Origin of the sequence: Streptomyces sp. NRRL F-525 (assembly GCF_000716605.1) — a bacterium.
In the GTDB taxonomy this organism is placed as follows: Bacteria; Actinomycetota; Actinomycetes; order Streptomycetales; family Streptomycetaceae; genus Streptomyces.
In genome coordinates this window covers 181,876-200,247 of record NZ_JNXE01000014.1, presented here as the reverse complement: position 1 = coordinate 200,247, position 18,372 = coordinate 181,876, and the positions used below count along the sequence as shown (strand labels likewise).

The 18,372-nt window shown below is 70.7% G+C and carries 16 protein-coding genes; 5 read left to right on the top strand and 11 right to left on the bottom strand.

The annotated features are described in order from the left end of the window. Positions 1 to 132: 132 nt before the first annotated feature. The gene (locus tag OO69_RS21380) at positions 133 to 1,356 is read right to left on the bottom strand and encodes an ROK family transcriptional regulator (protein WP_033282330.1); all 1,224 of its coding nucleotides are present in this window, start codon (positions 1,354 to 1,356) and stop codon (positions 133 to 135) included. 167 nt (positions 1,357 to 1,523) lie between these two features. On the opposite strand from OO69_RS21380, the gene OO69_RS21375 reads away from it, so the two are divergent. Then, positions 1,524 to 2,735 carry an MFS transporter gene (locus OO69_RS21375; protein ID WP_033282329.1) on the top strand — a complete coding sequence of 404 codons (1,212 nt, stop codon included), beginning with the start codon at positions 1,524 to 1,526 and terminating at the stop codon, positions 2,733 to 2,735. Here the strand turns inward: OO69_RS21375 and OO69_RS21370 are convergent. Both OO69_RS21370 and OO69_RS21365 read right to left on the bottom strand, forming a co-directional pair. Continuing rightward, positions 2,695 to 3,153 (bottom strand): acyl-CoA thioesterase, encoded by a 459-nt coding sequence (locus OO69_RS21370; protein ID WP_033282328.1) that lies wholly within the window; start codon positions 3,151 to 3,153, stop codon positions 2,695 to 2,697. The genes OO69_RS21375 and OO69_RS21370 overlap by 41 nt on opposite strands. Before the next feature lie 119 nt (positions 3,154 to 3,272). Beyond that, on the bottom strand, positions 3,273 to 4,538 hold the full coding sequence (locus OO69_RS21365; RefSeq protein WP_033282327.1) for an alginate lyase family protein: 1,266 nt from the start codon (positions 4,536 to 4,538) through the stop codon (positions 3,273 to 3,275). A gap of 149 nt (positions 4,539 to 4,687) precedes the next feature. Here OO69_RS21365 and OO69_RS21360 point away from each other — a divergent pair, with 149 nt between their 5' ends. Beyond that, on the top strand, positions 4,688 to 6,088 hold the full coding sequence (locus OO69_RS21360; protein WP_033282326.1) for a uracil-xanthine permease family protein: 1,401 nt from the start codon (positions 4,688 to 4,690) through the stop codon (positions 6,086 to 6,088). On the opposite strand, the gene OO69_RS21355 is transcribed toward OO69_RS21360, so the two are convergent. Then, positions 6,070 to 7,179, bottom strand: a complete 1,110-nt coding sequence (locus OO69_RS21355; protein WP_033282325.1) for a glycoside hydrolase family 6 protein — start codon at positions 7,177 to 7,179, stop codon at positions 6,070 to 6,072. The genes OO69_RS21360 and OO69_RS21355 overlap by 19 nt on opposite strands. A gap of 147 nt (positions 7,180 to 7,326) precedes the next feature. Here OO69_RS21355 and OO69_RS21350 point away from each other — a divergent pair, with 147 nt between their 5' ends. Both OO69_RS21350 and OO69_RS21345 read left to right on the top strand, forming a co-directional pair. Next, entirely contained in the window at positions 7,327 to 8,022 is a 696-nt protein-coding gene (locus OO69_RS21350) for a DUF5995 family protein (RefSeq protein WP_078652513.1), read from the top strand. Between the two features lie 88 nt (positions 8,023 to 8,110). Next, positions 8,111 to 9,040: an LLM class F420-dependent oxidoreductase gene (locus tag OO69_RS21345; RefSeq protein ID WP_033282323.1), complete on the top strand. Its 930-nt coding sequence runs from the start codon at positions 8,111 to 8,113 to the stop codon at positions 9,038 to 9,040. Positions 9,041 to 9,047: 7 nt separating this feature from the next. Here the strand turns inward: OO69_RS21345 and OO69_RS21340 are convergent, their stop codons facing one another. Together OO69_RS21340 and OO69_RS21335 are read right to left on the bottom strand one after the other, a co-directional pair. Further along, a complete protein-coding gene (locus OO69_RS21340; protein ID WP_033282322.1) occupies positions 9,048 to 10,745 on the bottom strand; it encodes a flavin monoamine oxidase family protein in 1,698 nt (565 codons plus the stop codon). A 59-nt stretch (positions 10,746 to 10,804) separates the two neighbouring features. After that, the gene (locus OO69_RS21335; RefSeq protein ID WP_033282321.1) at positions 10,805 to 11,593 is read right to left on the bottom strand and encodes a carbon-nitrogen hydrolase family protein; all 789 of its coding nucleotides are present in this window, start codon (positions 11,591 to 11,593) and stop codon (positions 10,805 to 10,807) included. 232 nt (positions 11,594 to 11,825) lie between these two features. Here OO69_RS21335 and OO69_RS21330 point away from each other — a divergent pair, with 232 nt between their 5' ends. Beyond that, positions 11,826 to 12,704 carry a DUF1963 domain-containing protein gene (locus OO69_RS21330; protein ID WP_033282320.1) on the top strand — a complete coding sequence of 293 codons (879 nt, stop codon included), beginning with the start codon at positions 11,826 to 11,828 and terminating at the stop codon, positions 12,702 to 12,704. Positions 12,705 to 12,807: 103 nt separating this feature from the next. Here OO69_RS21330 and OO69_RS21325 read toward each other — a convergent pair whose 3' ends face one another. From OO69_RS21325 to OO69_RS21305, 5 genes are read right to left on the bottom strand one after another with little or no spacing between them, the layout of a single operon-like run. Then, a complete protein-coding gene (locus OO69_RS21325; protein ID WP_033282319.1) occupies positions 12,808 to 14,283 on the bottom strand; it encodes an HAD-IA family hydrolase in 1,476 nt (491 codons plus the stop codon). 46 nt (positions 14,284 to 14,329) lie between these two features. Then, the gene (locus OO69_RS21320) at positions 14,330 to 15,403 is read right to left on the bottom strand and encodes an ABC transporter ATP-binding protein (protein WP_033282318.1); all 1,074 of its coding nucleotides are present in this window, start codon (positions 15,401 to 15,403) and stop codon (positions 14,330 to 14,332) included. A gap of 3 nt (positions 15,404 to 15,406) precedes the next feature. Then, positions 15,407 to 16,225, bottom strand: coding sequence for an ABC transporter permease (locus tag OO69_RS21315; RefSeq protein WP_033282317.1), 819 nt, complete (start codon positions 16,223 to 16,225; stop codon positions 15,407 to 15,409). Further along, on the bottom strand, positions 16,210 to 17,109 hold the full coding sequence (locus OO69_RS21310) for an ABC transporter permease (protein ID WP_033282316.1): 900 nt from the start codon (positions 17,107 to 17,109) through the stop codon (positions 16,210 to 16,212). The genes OO69_RS21315 and OO69_RS21310 overlap by 16 nt, the downstream gene beginning before the upstream one ends. After that, positions 17,106 to 18,263 carry an ABC transporter substrate-binding protein gene (locus OO69_RS21305; RefSeq protein WP_033282315.1) on the bottom strand — a complete coding sequence of 386 codons (1,158 nt, stop codon included), beginning with the start codon at positions 18,261 to 18,263 and terminating at the stop codon, positions 17,106 to 17,108. Before OO69_RS21305 ends, OO69_RS21310 begins: the two co-directional genes overlap by 4 nt. Positions 18,264 to 18,372: the final 109 nt, after the last annotated feature.

Here is an 18,372-nt window from a genome sequence, read left to right as displayed (position 1 = left end):
CTGCTGGATCATCTGGTCTAGTCCTTTTCGGATCTCCGGAGGGGACACCCCTGGACCGGTCCGGCGGTGGTGACGACGGCCCTTGCCCACCGCCGGGCCACTCAGGCCAGGTGCGACCACGCACCCGGACGGCTATCCGAACAGCTCGCCCTGCGCGCCGTCCTGTGCCGTCAGCAGCGCCCCGCGCAGCACGGCGGCGCCCCCGAGGACACTTGGCCGCACCTCGGCGGGCAACGGGGACATCCGGACGATCCGCTCCGCGACCCGTACGGCGAGTTCGTCACCGCCCGCCTGCCCGACCTCACCGCCGAGGACCACACACCCGGGGTCCAGCAGCGCGACGACTGAAGCGACACCGAGGGCGAGACGGTCGGCGAGGGCGTCCAGGAACCGGGCGGCGGAAGGGGAGGCGGGAGCTCCCCCCGCCCCCCCCCCGCCCCCCCCCCCCCCCCCCCCCCCCCCCGCGCCCCCCCGCCGCACGACCTCCGCCGCACCGCTCCCCTCTACACTTTCAGCTCCCAACACCCCACACTCCCAGGCAAGTTCAAGCACAGCCCCCGCCCCCGCCAGCGAGTGGAAACCCCCCTCGCAGTCCGTCGACGAAGGCAGCCCCCGCGTCCCCGGCACCGGGAGGAATCCGAGCTCGCCCGCACCCCCCGACGCCCCCCTGCGCAACGCCCCGTCCAACACCACCGCCGCACCGATCCCCATCCCCAGCCACAGCAGCACGAACGTGTCCCGGTCGTGGGCCGCGCCGTCACGCTGTTCGGCCAGCGCCGCGAGGTTGGTCTCGTTCTCGACGACGATGCGGGTGTCGGGGAGGCGTTCGTGCAGGGCGGCGACCAGGCGGCGGTGCCAGGCGGGGAGGCCGGTGGTGTCGCGGAGTTCGCCGGTGGCCGGGTCGATGAGGCCGGGGGCGCCGACGCACACCGTGTGGAGATGTTCCGCGCCCGCCTCCTTCGCCGCGCGTTCGACCAGGGCTACGGCCTGCTCGACCGCCGGGCCCGTGCCCGAGCCGCCGTCGATCGGCACCGACGCCTCCGCGAGCACCCGGCCCACCAGGTCGGAGACGAGCACGGAGACGCCCTCCAGCCGGACGTCCAGCGCGGCCAGGTACGCGCGGTCGCCGACGATTCCGTACAACCGGGCGTTCGGACCGCGCCGTTGCTCCCCGGATTCGCCGACCATCTCGATCAGCCCGGAGGCCGTGAGGCGTTCGACGAGGTCGGCGACGGTCGGCCGGGAGAGACCGGTGAGCTGCTTCAACTGCCCTGCCGTCAGCGGGCCTTCGCGCTGGAGCAGACGCAGGGCGAGCCGGTCGTTGATGGCCCGGGCGGTGCTCGGGGATGCGGGCATGCCGGGAATCCTCCCAGATCGAGGGGGTGCGGCGGGCGGCCGGTATTTCGCTATCTATCAGGCAGGGTTCCTGATAGTTTACCCGGCGCGAGCGGGACGAGAACGCGCGAGCAGGAACTTTGACGGCGGCAGTCGGCGGGGACTTGATCAGCAGGAGGGGCGGGACAATGAGCGAAGTGGTCTACGACCGACACGAGGCGAAGCGTGCCCGGTACGCCGTGGCGGCCGTCTTCGCCGTGCACGGCGCGGTCACCGGCTCGTTCGCGACCCGCGTGCCGTGGATCCAGGAGCACGCGCACGTCGCCGCAGGCTGGCTCGGATTCGCCCTGGCCTTCGGGGCGTTCGGCGCCTCCTGCTCGATGCCGCTGGCCGGCTGGATCACCCACCGCTTCGGCAGCCGCACGGCCCTGCGCGGGCTGATCGCCATGTGGACGATGTCCCTGATCCTGCCGTCCCTCGCGCCGAACCTGGTCACCCTGTGCCTGGCGATGTTCACGTACGGCGCGAGCGCGGGCATGGCCGACGTCGCGATGAACGCGCTCGGCGTCGAGATCGAGCGCCTCCTCGACAAGTCGATCATGTCGAGTCTGCACGGCATGTGGAGCGCGGGTGCCCTGATCGGTTCGGCGGGCGGCACCCTCGCCGCGCACCTCGGCTCGGACGCCCGCGTGCACCACCTCATCGCCGCCGTGATCCTCACCGCGCTCGGCGTGACCGCGTGCCACTGGGTGCTCGACATCCCCCCGGGCGAGAAGGAGGAGGCGCCGCCCCGGTTCACGCTGCCGCCCAAGTCCGCGCTGCTCATCGGCGCGGTCGGCTTCTGCGCGGTCTTCGCGGAGGGGGCGAGCCTGGACTGGTCCGCGGTGTTCCTGAAGGACCAGTTGGGTACGTCGGCCGGGCTCGCGGCGGCCTCGACGACGGGCTTCATGCTGACGATGGCGGTGGCCCGGCTGGTCGGCGACGGGGTGGTGAACCGCTTCGGTTCGGTGCGCACGGTCCGCGCGGGCGGGGTGCTGTCCGTGTTCGGCGGGCTGCTGATCGTCCTCGCGGAGAACCCGGCGCTGACGATGATCGGCTTCGCGCTGCTCGGTCTCGGCATCGCCGTGGTCGTCCCGCTGTGCTTCGCGGCGGCGGGCCGCAGCGGACCCAACCCGAGCCAGGCCATCGCGGGCGTCGCGACGATCACCTACACCTCGGGCCTGGTCGCGCCGAGCCTGATCGGCGGGGTGGCGCAGGCGACGAGCCTGGTCGTGTCGTTCTGCCTGGTCACAGTGCTGGCGGGCGGCCTCGTGGTCTTCGCGGGCGTGCTGCGCGCCGGGGACCGCGACCGCCCGAAGGTCAGCCCGCCGAGCGCAGCAGTGTCCGGCCCACGGCCCTGAACCCCTCGCTCCAGGGCGCGGGCCGCAACGTCCCCGCGTCCAGCAGGACAAGCACCCGGGTGCCGGTCGCGTACGTCGTCACCCCGTCCGCCGAGCAGAGCCGGAAGCCGTACGTCAGCCCCGTCGTCCCCAGCCGGTCCAGCCACAGGTGCACGGCGTACGCCCCCGGCCTGGTGACCGGCGCCTCGTAGCTGATCAGCAGTTCCTTCACCACGTTGCAGGCGTCACCGGCGGCCGCCCAGTCGCCGTCGAAGCGGACCCCGTGCTCCCGCCACAGCTCGGTCCAGGCGCGCTCGACGAGGAGCGGGTAGCGGGCGTTGTGCAGCATGCCGAGCGCGTCGAGATCGTCGAAGTGCACGGTGACGGCGACGAGTTGGCCGTACGACAGGACAGTGGCGGGCGGGGATTCGACGGTCACGGCGGGGCTCCCGAGCGGTACTGGTGGGGCGGTGGAGACTGTGGGGACGCCCCATTCTAAGCAACCGCTCAGGAGCCCCTGTCAGGAAGGCCCTGGTCAGGCCGGTGACCGGAGGGCGGTCACCCGGCGATCGAGTCCAGCTGCTCGGCCGCCGGACGCAGCGCCCACAGATCACCGCCGGGCGGCGCCTCCAGCTTCGGTACGGCGGCCTTCGCCTTCTTGTCCCCCGCGTCGGCCGCCGCGTGGACGACGTCACTCGCCGCGTACCGGTAGAACTCCAGCTCCGGATGCGACCACGCGGCGGCCCCTGTCGCGGCCGGCAGCAGATAGTCCACCGCCTTCAACAGGCCCTGCCCGTCCGGCCCTTGATAGGCCCACAGGTTCACACCCACATGCCGGCCAATGGCCGCGAGCCGGGTGTACGCGACCAGGTCGAAGGTCGAGTAGTGCCAACTCCGGGTCCGCGCAAGCTCCTGCGGCTGGCTGCCGTCGCCCGCGATCTGCGGGTCGATGCGCTTGGCGCGCGCGTCCAGCACGGTCCGGCGGGCGAGCGCAGTGTCACCGGTCGCGTAGGCGAGGGCGGCCAACTCCATGTCGTAGAACGTGCCGTGGTTGTTCGCGGCGGCGCCCTCCTCCTTGCCGAAGGCGCTGTTCTTCAGCCAGCCGAGGAATGCGGAGTTCCAACTGGCCATCGCCGTACGGTCGTTCCGCGTCCAGCCGGGGGCGCCGGTGCCGAGGATCGCGATGGCGTCGACGACGCTGGTGTACGACTGGGAGAAGTCGATGATGCCGATGGCACGGCCGTCGTACTTGCACGGGATGAACTGGGCGTGGTCCAGGTTGGGGTTCATCTTCGTGGCCGGGTCGAGGAACCAGGTGCGCAGGACCTGGTCGGCCTTCTGCGCGTACCGCCTGTCGCCGGTGTAGTACCAGGCGAGCGCGAGGTCGTACGTCGAGTCGAAGACCTTCTCCACGTCCTGGCGGTCGGTCCCCGTGTAGACCTCGGGGTTGCGCTGCCCGTCGCGCTGGACGTACGGGCAGCCCCACGGATTGTCGGCGGTCGGGGTGTTCGTGGGCCACCAGTAGGGCGCCTGGCTCAGGTACTCGTGAACGTCCCCTCCGGGGGCGGGCTTCGGCTTGTCCACGACCGTCCAGGGGCCCTGGTCCAGCCAGTTGTCGGCACGGGCCGTCAACTGCTTCAGCGCACGCCGGAGTTGAGGGTCGCCGCGGTCCAGACGGAGCTTGGTCTGCTGGAGGCGGGTGCCGTCGAGGACGGCGGTGCGGGGGACGGCGGGGGCCGTGTGCGCGGAGGCGGAGGGGGCGAACAGGGCTGTCAGCGTCGCCGCGGCCACCAGCAGAACACTCAGCCGGGGTCTTCTACTCACCGATCAACTCCAATCAGATACGTGAACGCAGTTCATGAGTGGAACCGTGCGAGCGTAGAACCCCGAGGTAGCCGTGACAATGGTCCGGACCTACTTCAGATAGACAGAATTCAGCTAGCGAATTCAGCTACAGAGAAAGCGAACCCACCATGGACCTCGGCGTGCGCTGGAAGCTGCACGGTGACGGGCGGACGCCCGCACCCGGAGCGGTCGTCCGCCCCGACGAACGGCTCTCCTGGCCGCGCACGGTCGGGCTCGGCGCCCAGCACGTGGTGGCGATGTTCGGTGCGTCCTTCGTGGCCCCGGTCCTCATGGGTCTGGACCCCAACCTCGCGATCATGATGTCCGGCGTCGCGACCGTGATCTTCCTGCTCGCGACGCGGGGCCGGGTGCCCAGCTACCTCGGCTGCTCGCTGTCCTTCGTGGGCGTGGCCGCGGTGATCCGCGCACAGGGCGGCACCAGCGCGACCGTGACCGGCGCGGTGTTCGTCGTCGGCGTCGTGCTGTTCCTGGTCGGGGTCGCCGTGCAGCGGTTCGGGGCGCGGATCATCCATGCCGCGATGCCGCCGATCGTCACCGGCGCGGTCGTCATGCTGATCGGCTTCAACCTCGCCCCGGTCACCGCCGCCACCTACTGGCCGCAGGACCAGTGGACGGCCCTGCTGGTCATGGCGTTCACCGGTCTGGCCGTCGTCTGTCTGCGTGGTTTCTTCTCACGCGTCGCGATCTTCCTGGGCCTGGTCTTCGGCTACGCCATCTCCTGGGCGTTCGACCGGATCTTCGGCCGCATCCACTCGATGAGCGCGAGCGGCGAGGTCACCGACCACTGGCGGCTGAACCTCTCCGCCGTCGGCAAGGCCGACTGGGTCGGGCTGCCGTCCTTCCACGGACCGACGTTCCAGTGGTCGGCGATCCTGGTCGCGCTGCCGGTCGTGATCGCGCTGGTCGCCGAGAACGCCGGACACGTCAAGGCAGTCGGCGAGATGACAGGCGACTCGCTGGACGACAAGCTGGGCACCGCGATCTCGGCGGACGGCGTCGCGTCGATGCTGTCGACCGCCGTCGGCGGCCCGCCCAACACCACCTACTCCGAGAACATCGGCGTGATGGCCGCGACCCGCGTCTACTCCACCGCCGCCTACTGGGCCGCCGCCGGTTTCGCCCTCCTCTTCGGCCTCTGCCCCAAGTTCGGCGCGATCGTGGCCGCGATCCCGGGCGGGGTGCTCGGCGGGATCACCGTCATCCTCTACGGCATGATCGGCCTGCTCGGCGCGCAGATCTGGCTCAACTCCGGTGTGGATCTGCGCAATCCGCTGAACCTGGTACCGGCCGCGGCGGGCATCATCATCGGCGTCGGCGGTGTCACCATCAAGTTCACCGACAACTTCACGCTCAGCGGTATCGCCCTGGGCACGCTCGTCGTCATCACCGGCTACCACGCCCTGCGCTTCCTCGCACCCGCCCATCTCAAGACAGACCAACCGCTGTTGGACGAGGGGACGTCGTCGTACGACACACCCCACGACCCCGGTCAGCGCGCCAAGTCGTAGGCGTACGACGCCGTGAACGTACCGGCCGTACCCCGGCAACCGTCCGACTCCCCCGGCAACTTGACCCACAGATAGCCGTCGATCCGCGCCTCCCCGGTGTCGAGAGTCGGCGCCCTGCCGATCTTCCGGCCCGCCGGGTCGCACCACTGGCCGTCGGCCGGGGCGCCGTTGCCGTTGCGGCTGGTGTCGATGACCGCGCCGAGGCTCGCGGGGCCGCCGAGGGCGTCCAGGACCTGGCGGTCGTAGGCGATCTCGGCCGAAGTGGCGTGGAAATTCGAGACGTTGCTGAAGATCCCGTCGGAAGAGGCTGCGTTGGCCGCGCCCGCCTCCTTCAGCAGGGCCGCCTGTTGAGCGGCCGGGTTCCAGTCGGAGTGGCCCGCGTCGAAGTACACGCGGGCCTTCGGGTCGGCGGTCTTCAGGACGCGGCCCGCGCGGGCCAACGCCTCGAAGCGGTCGGCGCGTTGGGCGGCGGAGAGGCAGTCGGCCTGGGCTATCGAGTCGGGTTCGAGGACGATCACGACCTCCCTTGAGCCCAGGCCCGCCGCGAAGTCGTCGATCCAGGCGTCGTAGGCGTCGAAGTCCGGCGCCCCGCCCTCGGACGCCCCGCCGCAGTCCCGGTCCGGGATCGCGTACGGCACGACCACCGGCACCCGGCCCTGCGCCGCCGCCCCCGAAGTCACCGCGCGCACCCGGGAAGTGATCGTCGACGGCGTGAAGTCCGCGAACCACACCGCCGCCGGCTGATCGGCGATCCGGGACGCTATGACCTCGGTACGGGGGTCGTCGGGGTGATCGTGGACCCAGTCGAGGACCTGCGACTCGGGGTGGCGGTAGAGGCTCGGGGAGACGGGGTCCGACCGCTTCTCGCCGGTCTTCGTGGGAGACGGCGAGGCGGTCTTCTTCGGCTTGGCGGAGGTGGAGGCCGGGTAACTCACCTTTGGGGACACGGCTGTTGACGGCACGTCAGCCAGCGGCACCAGCCGCGTCGCGTCGGGCCGCGCCTCGTTCGCACCGCGCTCGTCGTCCAGCGCGTTGATCATCCCGGTCACCGTGCCAACCGCGACCACGACCGACGCGGCCACGACCAGCACGCTCCGCCGGGCGACCCGCCCGCGCCGTCGGCCACGTGAAGCTGACACGCTGCCGCCCCCTCCCGCGCGTCGAACCCGTTCCCCCGTTCTGGGGAAGTCTCGGGCCCGGCGGCGCCTCGGCCAGCCTAGGGCTGGGACGCTGCCCCCATGGGGCAATTGGCACACTTCACCACACCCGTGACACCCGTGGACAAGGTCGTCTCCCGGCTGCGCGCGCTCGACGAGGAACTGCCCGCGCGGGACGGGATCGCGGTGTTCAACCGCGTCTACCTCGCCGTCACGGAGGCGGTCGACCGGAGCGTCGACGCCGGGCGGTTCGCGGACGCGCGGGCCGCGATCACACTGGACGTACGGTTCGCGGAGCGGTACCTCGCCGCCGTGGACGCGGCGGCCAACGGGCGCCGCCCGCCCGCCTGTTGGCGCCCGCTGTTCCAGCTCCGCCGCCATCCGGGCGTACGGCCGCTGCAGTTCGCGTTGTCCGGCATCAACGCGCACATCGGCCACGATCTCGCGCTCGCCGTCGTGGACACCTGTCGCACGCTGGACTGCGAACCGGCCGAGTTGGAGGACGAGTTCGACCGCGTCGGCGATCTCCTCGTGTCGCTGGAGGAGCGCGTCCGCGAGGAGCTGATGCCGGGGCCCGACCTGTTCCAGATCGCCGATCCGCTCACGCATCTGCTCGGCTCGTGGAGTCTGGAGCGCGCCCGGGAGGCGACCTGGACGGCGGCGCGGGCCCTGTGGGCGCTGCGCGGACTGCCCGACGTGGCCGAGGAGTTCACCGAACGGCTGGACGCGGCGGTCGGGCTCGCGGGCCGCATGCTGCTCACGCCACTGCCGGACTGATCCAGCCATACCCGGGTGCGGGACCCGCCGCACGCCGTCGGGAGAGTTACGTTGACGGTTCAAGTGCCTGTTGCGAAGGAGCACGAGCATGGCCACCAGGTTGGGTCTCACTCTTCCCCAGACGCACCAGTACGACATCGGCAAGGACGTCCCGGACGTGGCCCGCGCGGCCGAGGAGATCGGCTACGAGAGCCTCTGGGTCTTCGAACGCGCCCTCTTCCCGGAACCCGCGACCCAGGGGCTCTACGGCATGGAGGGCGTCCCGTGGCCCGACGAGTACCGCTCGGTCGCCGAACCCCTGGTGACGCTGGCGCTGGCCGTCTCGGCCACCCGGCGGGCCCGGCTCGGCACCAGCGTGCTGGTGGCCCCGCTGCACGGACCGTTCCAACTGGCCCGGACGCTCGGCACGTTGGACGCGGCGAGCGGCGGCCGGGTGGTGGCCGGGTTCGGCACCGGCTGGTCGCTCGACGAGTACGCGGCGGCCGGGATCGCCCCGTTCAAGGACCGCGGCAAGTCCCTGGACGAGGTGCTGGACGTGTGCCGTGCGGTGTGGGGCCCTGACCCGGTGACGTACGAGGGCGCGCTCACCACCATCAACTCCTCGGTGGTCGGACCCAAGCCCGCCCGGCCGATCCCCATCCTGCTGCCCGCGATGAGCAAGAAGGCGCTGACCCGGCTCGTCGACCGCGCCGACGGCTGGCAGCCGGTGGCCATGGGCGCCCAGCAACTGGCCGCGGAATGGCGGGCGTTGCAGGAGCTGGCCGCCGAGCGCGGCCGTACCGAGCCGCTCCAGTCGGCGGCCCGGATCAATCTGCGGTACACGCCCAAGGCCTACGAGGGCGCGGACCGCCCGCCGTTCGCCGGCAACATCGACCAGATCGTGACGGACCTCGTGGCGCATGTCGAGGTCGGTCTCGACGAGTACTTCTTCGAGTTCGCCGGTGCCCCGCGGGACGCCGAGGAACTCAAGGACCTGGCCGCCGAGCTGTACACGGCGGCCCGCGCGGCCGGGGTCTGAACTCCCCTCAGTCCTCCGGGAGTTCGACCGGCGCGATCTCGTCGTAGACGTCCCCGGGCCCGGGGTTGGTCGGGTCGGTCGCTCCCCCGAGTTGGTGCATGACGCCCCAGACCGCGTTCAGCGCGGTCTGGACGGCACCCTCGGCCCAGCCGGCCGTCCAGGAGATGTCGTCGCCGGCAAGGAAGACGCCCCGCTTGTCCGCGGGCAGCCGGTCCTGCATGAAGTGGGTGAACAGGCGCCGCTGATAGCGGTAGTGGCCGGGCAGGTTGGCCTTGAACGCGCCCATGAAATAAGGCTCGTTCTCCCAGGAGACGGTCACCGGGCTGCCGATGACGTGCTTCCTGATGTCGACCTTCGGGTAGATCTCGCCGAGCGACTTCAGCATGACCTCCATCCGTTCGTTCGCGGACAGCGGCAGCCACTTGAGGCTGTCGTCGCACCAGGTGTACGAGAGGCAGATGACGGCGGGCTTGTCCGGACCGTCGTCGAGGAGGTAAGTCCCGCGCGTCATACGGTCGGTGAGGGTCATCGACATGACGTCCCGGCCGGTCTCCTCGTCCTTGTCGAGCCAGAACGGCCGGTCGACCGGGACGAACAGCTTCGAGCTCTCCATGTAGTGGGTGCGCTCGATCGCGGTCCAGTGGTCGATCGGGAAGAGCGAGTCGTCGCAGGCGATCTTCGAGAGCAGCATCCAGGACTGGGCGGTGAAGATCGCCGCCTGGTAGGTGCGGATGTCGCCGTTGGCGTCCGTCACCGTGATCCCGTTGCCGGCGGTGCGGTGCAGCCGGGTCACGGCGGGGCGGGGTTCGCCGCCCACGTGCAGGGACGCCAGCGAGGTGCCGTAGGGCCAGTGGACGATCTTCTGCGGCTCGCGGTCCCAGAGGCGGAGCGGGAGTTGCTGGGAGCCGCCGACGATGCCGCGGTGGTGGTCGTCGGCCTCGGTGTAGACGACGCGCAGGATCTCGAGGATCGAGTTGGGGAAGTCGGTGTCCCAGCCACCCGTTCCGAAGCCGACCTGGCCGAAGATCTCGCGGTGGCGGAAGGACTTGAAGGACTCGGAGTCGCAGAGGAAGCCGTAGAAGGTCTGGTTGTCGAGCTTCTCGACGAGCTTCGACCAGATCTCGCGGATGCGCGGGACGTCGCGTTCGCGCATGGCGCGGTTCATGTCGGAGAAGTCGGCGCCCTCTTCGAGGCAGGCGTTCCAGGCGTGCATCACATCGCGGTAGACCTGCGGGAGGTCGTCGACGGTGGTCGCGTAGTGGGACTCGCCCTTGAGGTCGACGACGGTCGAAGGGGTCGCCTCCGCAAGGGGGTTGGGGAACGGCCGGGTCTCAAGGCCCACCAGGTCGATGTAGTGCTGGAGGGCGGTGGAGGAGGGCGGGAAGCGCATCGCGCCCATCTCGGCGGTGAGGGAGGGGTCGCACCCATCGAAGCCGACGGTCCGCAGCCGCCCGCCGATCTGGTCGGCCTCGTAGACGACGGGCTTGAGGCCCATCTTCATCAGCTCGTAGGCGGCCACGATGCCGGACAACCCGCCGCCGATCACGGCGACTTCGGTGCCGTGCTCGGTCGCGGGTATCTGGCCGAGACCCGCCGGGCTGGCGAGGAAGTCGTCGTACGCGTACGGGAAGTCCGGCCCGAACATGGTGATCGGCGGCTGCCGCTCGTCGGCGTGCTGGACGGCGTTGGGCACCGTGGACGTCATGGGGTACGGACTCCTAGCGGAACAAGAACAAGTACAAGTGCGGGAACAGCAGGGGGGATTCAGGCGAGGGACCCGTAGAGGCCGGGGCGACGGTCCGTCAGATACGGGTTCGCCGCACGGGAGTTGGCGAGCAACTCGGAGTCGACGTCCGCGAGAAGGAGTTCCTCGCCGCGACCGGCGCGGGTGCGGGCGACTCCGTCGGGACCGGCGAGGGTGGAGAGGCCGAAGAAGTCGAACTCCCCTTCCTGGCCGATGCGGTTGATGTACGCCACGTACATCTGGTTCTCCCAGGCGCGCACCGGGACCACGGCCTCGGCGACGAACTGGAACGGGTGCATGTTCGCCGTCGGGACGAGGAGCAGGTCGGTGCCGGCGAGGGCGTGGGCGCGGACGGGCTCCGGGAACTCGACGTCGTAGCAGATCATCAGGCCGACGGTCAGGCCGTTCAACTCGGCCTGGACGACCGGCTGTTCGCCCGGTGTGAAGTGGGCGCGCTCGAAGTCGCCGAAGAGGTGGGTCTTGCGGTAGTTGGCCAGGCGGCTGCCGTCGGCGGAGATCAGCTGGGCGGAGTTGTACACCGCGTCGCCGTCGCGCTCGGGGTAGCCGTAGGCGACGGCAAGTCCGTGCCGGCCGGCGATCTCGGCGACGGCGTCCGCGGAGTCGCCGTCGGCGGGCTCGGCGAGGCGGCCGACGTCGTCGCCGATCGCGTATCCGGTGAGGAACATCTCCGGCGCGGCGAGCAGCGCGGCACCGCCGGCCGCGGCCCGGCCCGCGGCCTCGTCGAGGACCTTGAGGTTCTCGACGACGGAGCCGGGGCGGCCGGAGCTCTGGAGGAGGGCGGTGCGCATGTCTGTTCCTCACCGGTACGAAAAGGTTGAAGAGGTTGAAGAGCCACCTATCGAGGCCCTCCTAGACGGTACGGCTGAGGGGCCGGGCCCGACAAGAAGGAGCTGTTGCGCGCCGGTGAGCGGTTTGTTGCGTGCGGGTGGGGCGCGGCGGCGATTCGTTGCGTGCCTGGTGGGAGCGGGTCGTTCCGGTGCGGTGAACCGGTTGTCAGACCCCGGGCGTAGGTTTCCGCCCATGAATCCTGACCTGATCAACCGGCTCACCCCCTTCCGCGAGGAAGCACTGGGCCGCGGGATACCTCCCGAGGACGTCGACGGCTGGATCGCCGCCGCTCGCCCCTCCGGGACCCTCGTCACCGGCGGGGAGGGCCCGGTCGTCGGCAGGTTCGGCGGCCCCCTGCTCCTGCCCGCCGACGCCCCCGACCCCTGGTTCCCGTTACTCGCCACCCTCGACTGCGCGGCCCTCCCCGAGGAGACGACCGGCCTCCAACTGCCGCCCGACGGCCGCCTGTTGCTCTTCGGTTTCCCCGAGATGACGTACTACGGCGGCAGCGCCGGCGAGGTCGTGTACATCCCCGAGGGGACCCCCGTCGAGGAACGGAACACGAAGTACGCCTGCGTCTACGGCGCGGAGGGGGACCAGTTCGACGACACCGACACGCTCGCGATCTACGAGCAGTTCCCGCAGGAGGAACTACGCCTGGCGCCCGACGTCTCCCTCCCGCACCACTTCCTGGTCCGCTCCCCGGAGGGCTGCGACGAGACCGTCACGCTCCCCGGCCATCCCCGCGCCTGGGACCTGGCCGAGGTGTGGAACGAGACGTACGGCGATATCGTCGTCGACGGCCCGCTCCACCTCGGCGGCTACGCCTTCCACGAGTGCACGGAGACGGACCCGGTCACGGACGCGGCGGAGGATGCCCAAGAGGCACGCCGACACCGGGCCGACGACACCGCAGAACTGCCCGCCCCCGAGGAGTGGACCCTGCTCGCCCAGTGGGACATCGGTCTCAACGGGCGAGAGGGTTCCACCCTGCACTGGGTAATACCGCGCCAGGACCTGGCCGAGCGCCGCTTCGACCGCGCGCACGTGTCGTTCTTCTGGAACCCTTGATAGCGCTCCGCGGGAAGGCCCGTGCGTCGGCTGCGGGTCCGTTGTGGCTGGTCGCGCAGTTCCCCGCGCCCCTTTGGGGCGCGCTGCCGGACCGCTGTGTCACTTAACCGCGGGGCACCGCAAACACCGTAAGCACGGCCGCGTGATCCGACGGCCAGCAGTTGCCAGACACATCCGGCCACGGGCTAGGCGTGCCCACCACGAACGTCCGGGAGTCCAACACGGTCAGCCCCCGGTGCAGGACATAGTCGATCCGGTCCTGCGGCTCCGCACGCCCACTGCCGTCCTCGTGCACCGGGTGAATCGGCGACCAGGTGTGCCCGGGATCCACGACCGGATCCGGGTGCACCTCCCGGTACGAGTCGAGCAACCCCGCCTCCGCCGCCGCCATCGTCACCGGCCACTCCACACCCGGCCAGTCCAGATGCGAAGGGCAGTTGAAGTCACCGACCAGCACAACGGGAACGGCATCGTCACCCACCTCCGCGATCCGGCCAAGGGCATCCCGCATCTGGGCGAGCCGAACGCCCTCGTGAGCGATCAGATCCGCGGCCGGAAGCCCGTCGAACGCGGACTCGTAGGGACCGTAGGGCGTGTAGTCGAGGTGGCAGGTCCACACGTCGACCTCACGCCCCTCCCCCACGGCGATCCGCACCCCGGCCGCGCCGTAGAAACCGACGTCCGGGTCACCGAAGCGGGCGGTGATCGGGTGGCGGCTGATCACGCCGAGGTTCTCGCCCGCCCGGTGGTGGTACCAACCGAGCGCCTCGGCGAGTTCCTCCGCCGCCGTGCCGCCCGTCTCCTGGAGGCCGACCACATCCGCGCCGGTCTCCGCGATCGCCTTCAACTGCTTGGTGCGGTGGTCGTCGACCTTGCTGCCGCCGAGCCAGAGATTCCAGCTCAACACGCGTAGCTCGTACGGCTGTTCGCGCGTCACCATCGCGCGCAGGGCCGCCGGGGTGACCCCGACGAGACTGTCCCGCACGGTCCGGCCGGGGGCCGCGTCGATCGGGGCCAGCGACGGCACCGCGAGGACCGCGCAGCCGGCCGCCTCGGCGGAGCTGACGCCGGTCTGGGTGTCCTCGACGGCCACGCAGGCAGCCGGTTCGACGCCGAGGGCGCGGCACGCGGCGAGGTAGGGATCGGGCGCGGGCTTGGTGCGCCCGGTGTCGTCGGCGGTGACGGAGACCGCGAAGCGGCTCGCGCCGAGGGCGTCGAGGACGGTGTCGGCGACCGCGCGGGGGGACGCGGTGACGAGCGCCGTGGGGACGCCGTCGCGGGCGAGGGCGTCGAGCAGGGCGAGCGCGCCGGGGCGGGGCACGATGCCGGTGCGGACGCGGGCGGCGAACTCCCGGTGCAGCGCGGCCGCGAGGTCCGCCGCCGACGCGCCCGTGGTCCGGGCGAGCCAGTCGGCGGTGTGCTCGACCGGGCGGCCGAGCACCTCCGGCTGGTCCGCGTCCGTCAGGGTTCTGCCCGCGACCTGCTCCACCGCCTCGCACCACAGCCGCTCGGTGTCGACGAGCGTTCCGTCCATGTCGAACAGGACGGCCTGGAGCGGGAGTTGGGTGTGGGGGGTCACGTTTCTCTCTTTCAGTACGGGCACTACGGGCCACTATGGCCCTGGATCAGATGCGTTCCGCCACGAGTACCGGCCGTTCCGGCAGCGACACCCGTACGGCGACGCCGGCGCCCAGCCCCGCGGCCTCGTGCGCGGGCAGGTCGGCCTTGACCTCGGTGGAGTCGGCGAGTTGCACGGTGAGGCGGACGACCGAACCGAGGAAGGCGGTGGCGACGACCCGCGCGTCACCGGCGGCGTCGGCCCGCACGTCGATCGCCTCGGGGCGTACGAGGACGTCCACCTCCGTCAGCGCGGCCGCCTCGCCGTCGACCGGCAGCCGCTGGCCGAGCACTTCGACGACCCCGTCGGTGAGGTGTCCCGGGAGCCGGCTCATCGTGCCGACGAACTCGGCGACGAACGCGGTCGTGGGCCGGCCGTACAACTCGGCCGGTGCGGCGCACTGTTCGAGCTTTCCGGCGCGCATCACGGCAACCCGGTCGGCTATGGACAGCGCCTCTTCCTGATCGTGCGTCACGAAGAGGGTGGTGATGCCGAGTTCCTGCTGGAGGCGGCGGATCTCCTCGCGCAGGGACAGCCGTACCTTGGCGTCGAGCGCCGAGAGCGGCTCGTCCAGGAGCAGGACGCGCGGGCGCAGGGCGAGCGCGCGGGCCAGGGCGACGCGCTGCTGCTGGCCGCCGGAGAGCTGGTGCGGGAAGCGCTCGCCCTTGTCGCCGAGCCCGACGAGGTCGAGCAACTCGGCCGCACGGGACCGCCGTTCGGCCGTGCGGACCTTGCGCATGCGCAGGCCGAAGGCGACGTTGTCGAGCGCGTTGAGATGCGGGAAGAGGCTGTAGGACTGGAAGACCATCCCGGCGTCGCGGCGGTGCGCGGGCACGTCGGTGACGTCCTTGCCGTCCACCAACACCTCGCCGGAGGTGGGGTGTTCGAAGCCCGCGAGCATACGCAGGGCGGTGGTCTTGCCGCAGCCGGAGGGGCCGAGCAGGGCCAGGAACTCGCCGGGCCGGACGGTCAGGTCGAGTCCGTCGAGGGCGACCGTGGGGCCGAACTCCCGGCGCAGGCCCCGGAATTCGACGGTGGCGGCGTTGTCCGTCGTGGTCTTCTCAAGCGTGGTGGCGGTCATGGTTCATCCCCGGGACGAAGCGGTTTTGTCGCGCCCGCCGACACCGGCGAGCGTGAGGAGGAGTGCCCAGGTGACGACCAGGCTGAGCACGGAGACGGCGACGGAGAGCTGGGCGTTGGACCCGCCGACGCTGTAGATCCACACGGCGAAGGGCTGGAAACCCAGGAGTTGGGCCACGGTGAACTCGCCAAGGACCAGGGCCAGCGTGAGGAAGGACGCGTTGAGCAACGCGCCGCGCAGATTGGGCAGTACGGTCCGCACGAGGGCCTGCGGCCAGTTCGCGCCGCAGCTGCGGGCGGCCTCGACCAGGGTCTTCACGTCGATGGCGCGCAGCCCCGAGTCCAGCGCCCGGTACACGAACGGCAGCGCCATCACGACGTAGGCGAGGACCAGGATGAACGGGAAGCTCGGGTTCTGGATGGCGACGAAGGTCTCGAACAGCGGGGTGCGGGACAGGTAGTCGGGGCCCCACTTCAAGACCGTCGCGATACCGGCGACGAACGCGATCGGCGGCACCACCAGCGGCAGCGAGCAGATCACCTCGACGACCGGGCGCAGCCGGGGCGCTCCGAGCCGTAGCGCGACCATGGCCGGGACCATCAGGAGCAGGACGACGGCGATGGTGGCGGCGGCGAGTTCCAGCGAGAGCACCAGGCTGGAGGTGAAGCCGTCGGTGGAGACGATCTGGGTGTAGGCGTCGAAGGTGACGCCCTCGCCGGGCACGTCGACCGTGAAGACCACGGACGCGGCGAGCGGGACCAGGAAGTACAGGGCGGCGAGGCCGAGGACGACCCACCGCCAGAGGTTCAGGCGTCCAGCCATCGCGCGCTCCGTCGTTGCAGGGGCAGGTACACGGCCATGACCACGCCCGCGACCAGGACCATGTCGAGGCTGAGGGCGAGGGCCACGTTCTCCTGGCCGACCAGCACATTGCCGGAGATGGCGTCGGCGATCTGCAGGGTGACCAGCGGGATCGAACTGCCCACCATGGCCGCGGCGGTGGCGTACGCGGCGAACGCGCTGCCGAAGAGGAGGACGAACCCGCCGAGCAGCGAGGGCAGCAGCACCGGCAGGGCGACGTGGCGCCAGTACTGGACGCCGGTGGCGCCGTTGTTCTGGGCGGCCTCGCGCCACTGGGTGCGCAGGCCCTCCAGGGCGGGGGTGATGGTGAGGACCATCAGCGGGATGAGGAAGTACAGGTAGACGAGGACCAGACCGGAGAAGCTGTAGAGGTCCCAGCCCTTGTCCTTGAGGCCCAAGTGGGTCGTCAGGACACCGGCGTTGCCGAGGGTCGCGACGAACGCGAAGGCCAGCGGGACACCGCCGAAGTTGGCGAGGACGCCGGAGGCGGTGAGCACGGCCTCGCGCAGCGCGCGGAAGCGGGAGGTGACGACGACCTGCGCGAGCGGCAGCCCGAGCAGGGTGCCGAGGGCGGCCGAGAGCGCGGACAGCTTGACGCTGCCGATCAGCGCGGTGAGGTAGGCGCCCTTCAGGGACTCGGTGAGGTTGGCGGTGCTGTACGAAGTGGCGCCCGTCGTCTGGTTCTTGACGGTGAATGCGCCGTTCAGCATCGCTATGGCGGGCACCCCGAAGGCGACCGCGACGAACACGAGCAGCGGGACCACGGCGATCCAGCCGGGGACGCGGCGCCGCCGCTTCACGGAAGCGGCGGCGCCGACGTCGGCCCGCGTGAGCGTGGCCGTCATCCGGAGACGGCCTTCGCCCAGCCGGACGCGATGACCGTCTTGGCCTTGCTCTGCTGGGCCTCGGTCGGGAAGGACGGCGTGCCGGTGACCTTGGGGAGCTTGGCGGCGGCGGTCTTGTCGAGGGTGCCGGCCGACTCCATGGAGGTCATCAGCGCCGGGCGCGCGTACCCCTTGAGCCACAGGTTCTGGCCCTCGGCGCTGTACAGGTACTCCTGCCACAGGCGGGCGGCCGCCGGGTGCGGGGCGTCCTTGTTGATGGCCTGCGAGTAGTACTGCGCGTACTGGCCGTCGCCCGGGATGGAGACCTTCCAGTCGACGCCCTTGGACTTGAACTCGTCGGCGTAACCGGCGTTCAGGTAGTCCCAGTCGATGGAGATGGGCGTCTCGCCCTTCTCGACCGTGGCCGGGGTCGACTCGACCGGCGTGTAGTTGCCGTTCTTCTTCAGCTTGCCGAAGAAGTCCAGGCCGGGCTGGATGTCGTCGAAGGAACCCTTGTTGGCGAGCGCCGCCGCGTACACGCCACCGAAGGCCGAACCCGACTTGGTGGGGTTGCCGTTGAGGGCGACCTGGCCCTTGTACTGCGGCTTCAGCAGGTCCGCGAAGGTGGTCGGGCAGGTCTTGACGCGCTTGGCGTCGCAGCCGATGGAGATGTAGCCGCCGTAGTCGTTGAACCACTGGCCCTTCGGGTCCTTCTGGCCCTCGGGGATCTGGTCGAAGGAGGCGACCTTGTACGGCGCGAGCAGGCCCTGCTGGGCGGCGCTCAGCGCGAAGGAGGAACCGAGGTCGAGGACGTCGGGCGCACGGTCCTGGCCCTTGCGGGAGGTGACGGCGTTGATCTCGTCCTGGCTGGAGCCGTCCGGGTTCTCGTCCGTGATCTTGATGCCGTACTTCTTGGTGAAACCGTCGATGAGGGCGCCGTAGTTGGCCCAGTCGCGGGGCAGCGCGATGGCGTGCAGCGTGCCCTCCTTCTTGGCCGCCTTCACCAGGGCGTCCATGCCGCCGAAGTCGGCGACGGAGGTGGCGGTGGCGGCGTTCTTGCCGTCGGCGGTGGTCGACGAGTTGGTGGGAGCGGCGCCGCAGGCGCTGAGGGCGAGCGCGGCGACGACGGCGAGGGATCCACCCAGGACGGCGTTTCTCGGCGGGGACACGGTCACGGTCTCTCCAGGGGTGCGCACGAGGGTTAGAGCAGAGCGGAGAACTTGTCGGCAGAACTTGTCTGAACAAGTTGGCCTCAGTACGCCGGGTGATGGTGTCTTGTTCGTA

Bases quoted from the DNA above. Each gene is read 5' to 3' on its own strand.
- OO69_RS21380 (WP_033282330.1), bottom strand. From the start codon at position 1,356: ATGCCCGCATCCCCGAGCACCGCCCGGGCCATCAACGACCGGCTCGCC.
- OO69_RS21375 (WP_033282329.1), top strand. From the start codon at position 1,524: ATGAGCGAAGTGGTCTACGACCGACACGAGGCGAAGCGTGCCCGGTAC.
- OO69_RS21360 (WP_033282326.1), top strand. From the start codon at position 4,688: ATGGACCTCGGCGTGCGCTGGAAGCTGCACGGTGACGGGCGGACGCCC.
- OO69_RS21350 (WP_078652513.1), top strand. From the start codon at position 7,327: ATGGGGCAATTGGCACACTTCACCACACCCGTGACACCCGTGGACAAG.
- OO69_RS21345 (WP_033282323.1), top strand. From the start codon at position 8,111: ATGGCCACCAGGTTGGGTCTCACTCTTCCCCAGACGCACCAGTACGAC.
- OO69_RS21340 (WP_033282322.1), bottom strand. From the start codon at position 10,745: ATGACGTCCACGGTGCCCAACGCCGTCCAGCACGCCGACGAGCGGCAG.
- OO69_RS21335 (WP_033282321.1), bottom strand. From the start codon at position 11,593: ATGCGCACCGCCCTCCTCCAGAGCTCCGGCCGCCCCGGCTCCGTCGTC.
- OO69_RS21330 (WP_033282320.1), top strand. From the start codon at position 11,826: ATGAATCCTGACCTGATCAACCGGCTCACCCCCTTCCGCGAGGAAGCA.
- OO69_RS21320 (WP_033282318.1), bottom strand. From the start codon at position 15,403: ATGACCGCCACCACGCTTGAGAAGACCACGACGGACAACGCCGCCACC.
- OO69_RS21315 (WP_033282317.1), bottom strand. From the start codon at position 16,225: ATGGCTGGACGCCTGAACCTCTGGCGGTGGGTCGTCCTCGGCCTCGCC.
- OO69_RS21310 (WP_033282316.1), bottom strand. From the start codon at position 17,109: ATGACGGCCACGCTCACGCGGGCCGACGTCGGCGCCGCCGCTTCCGTG.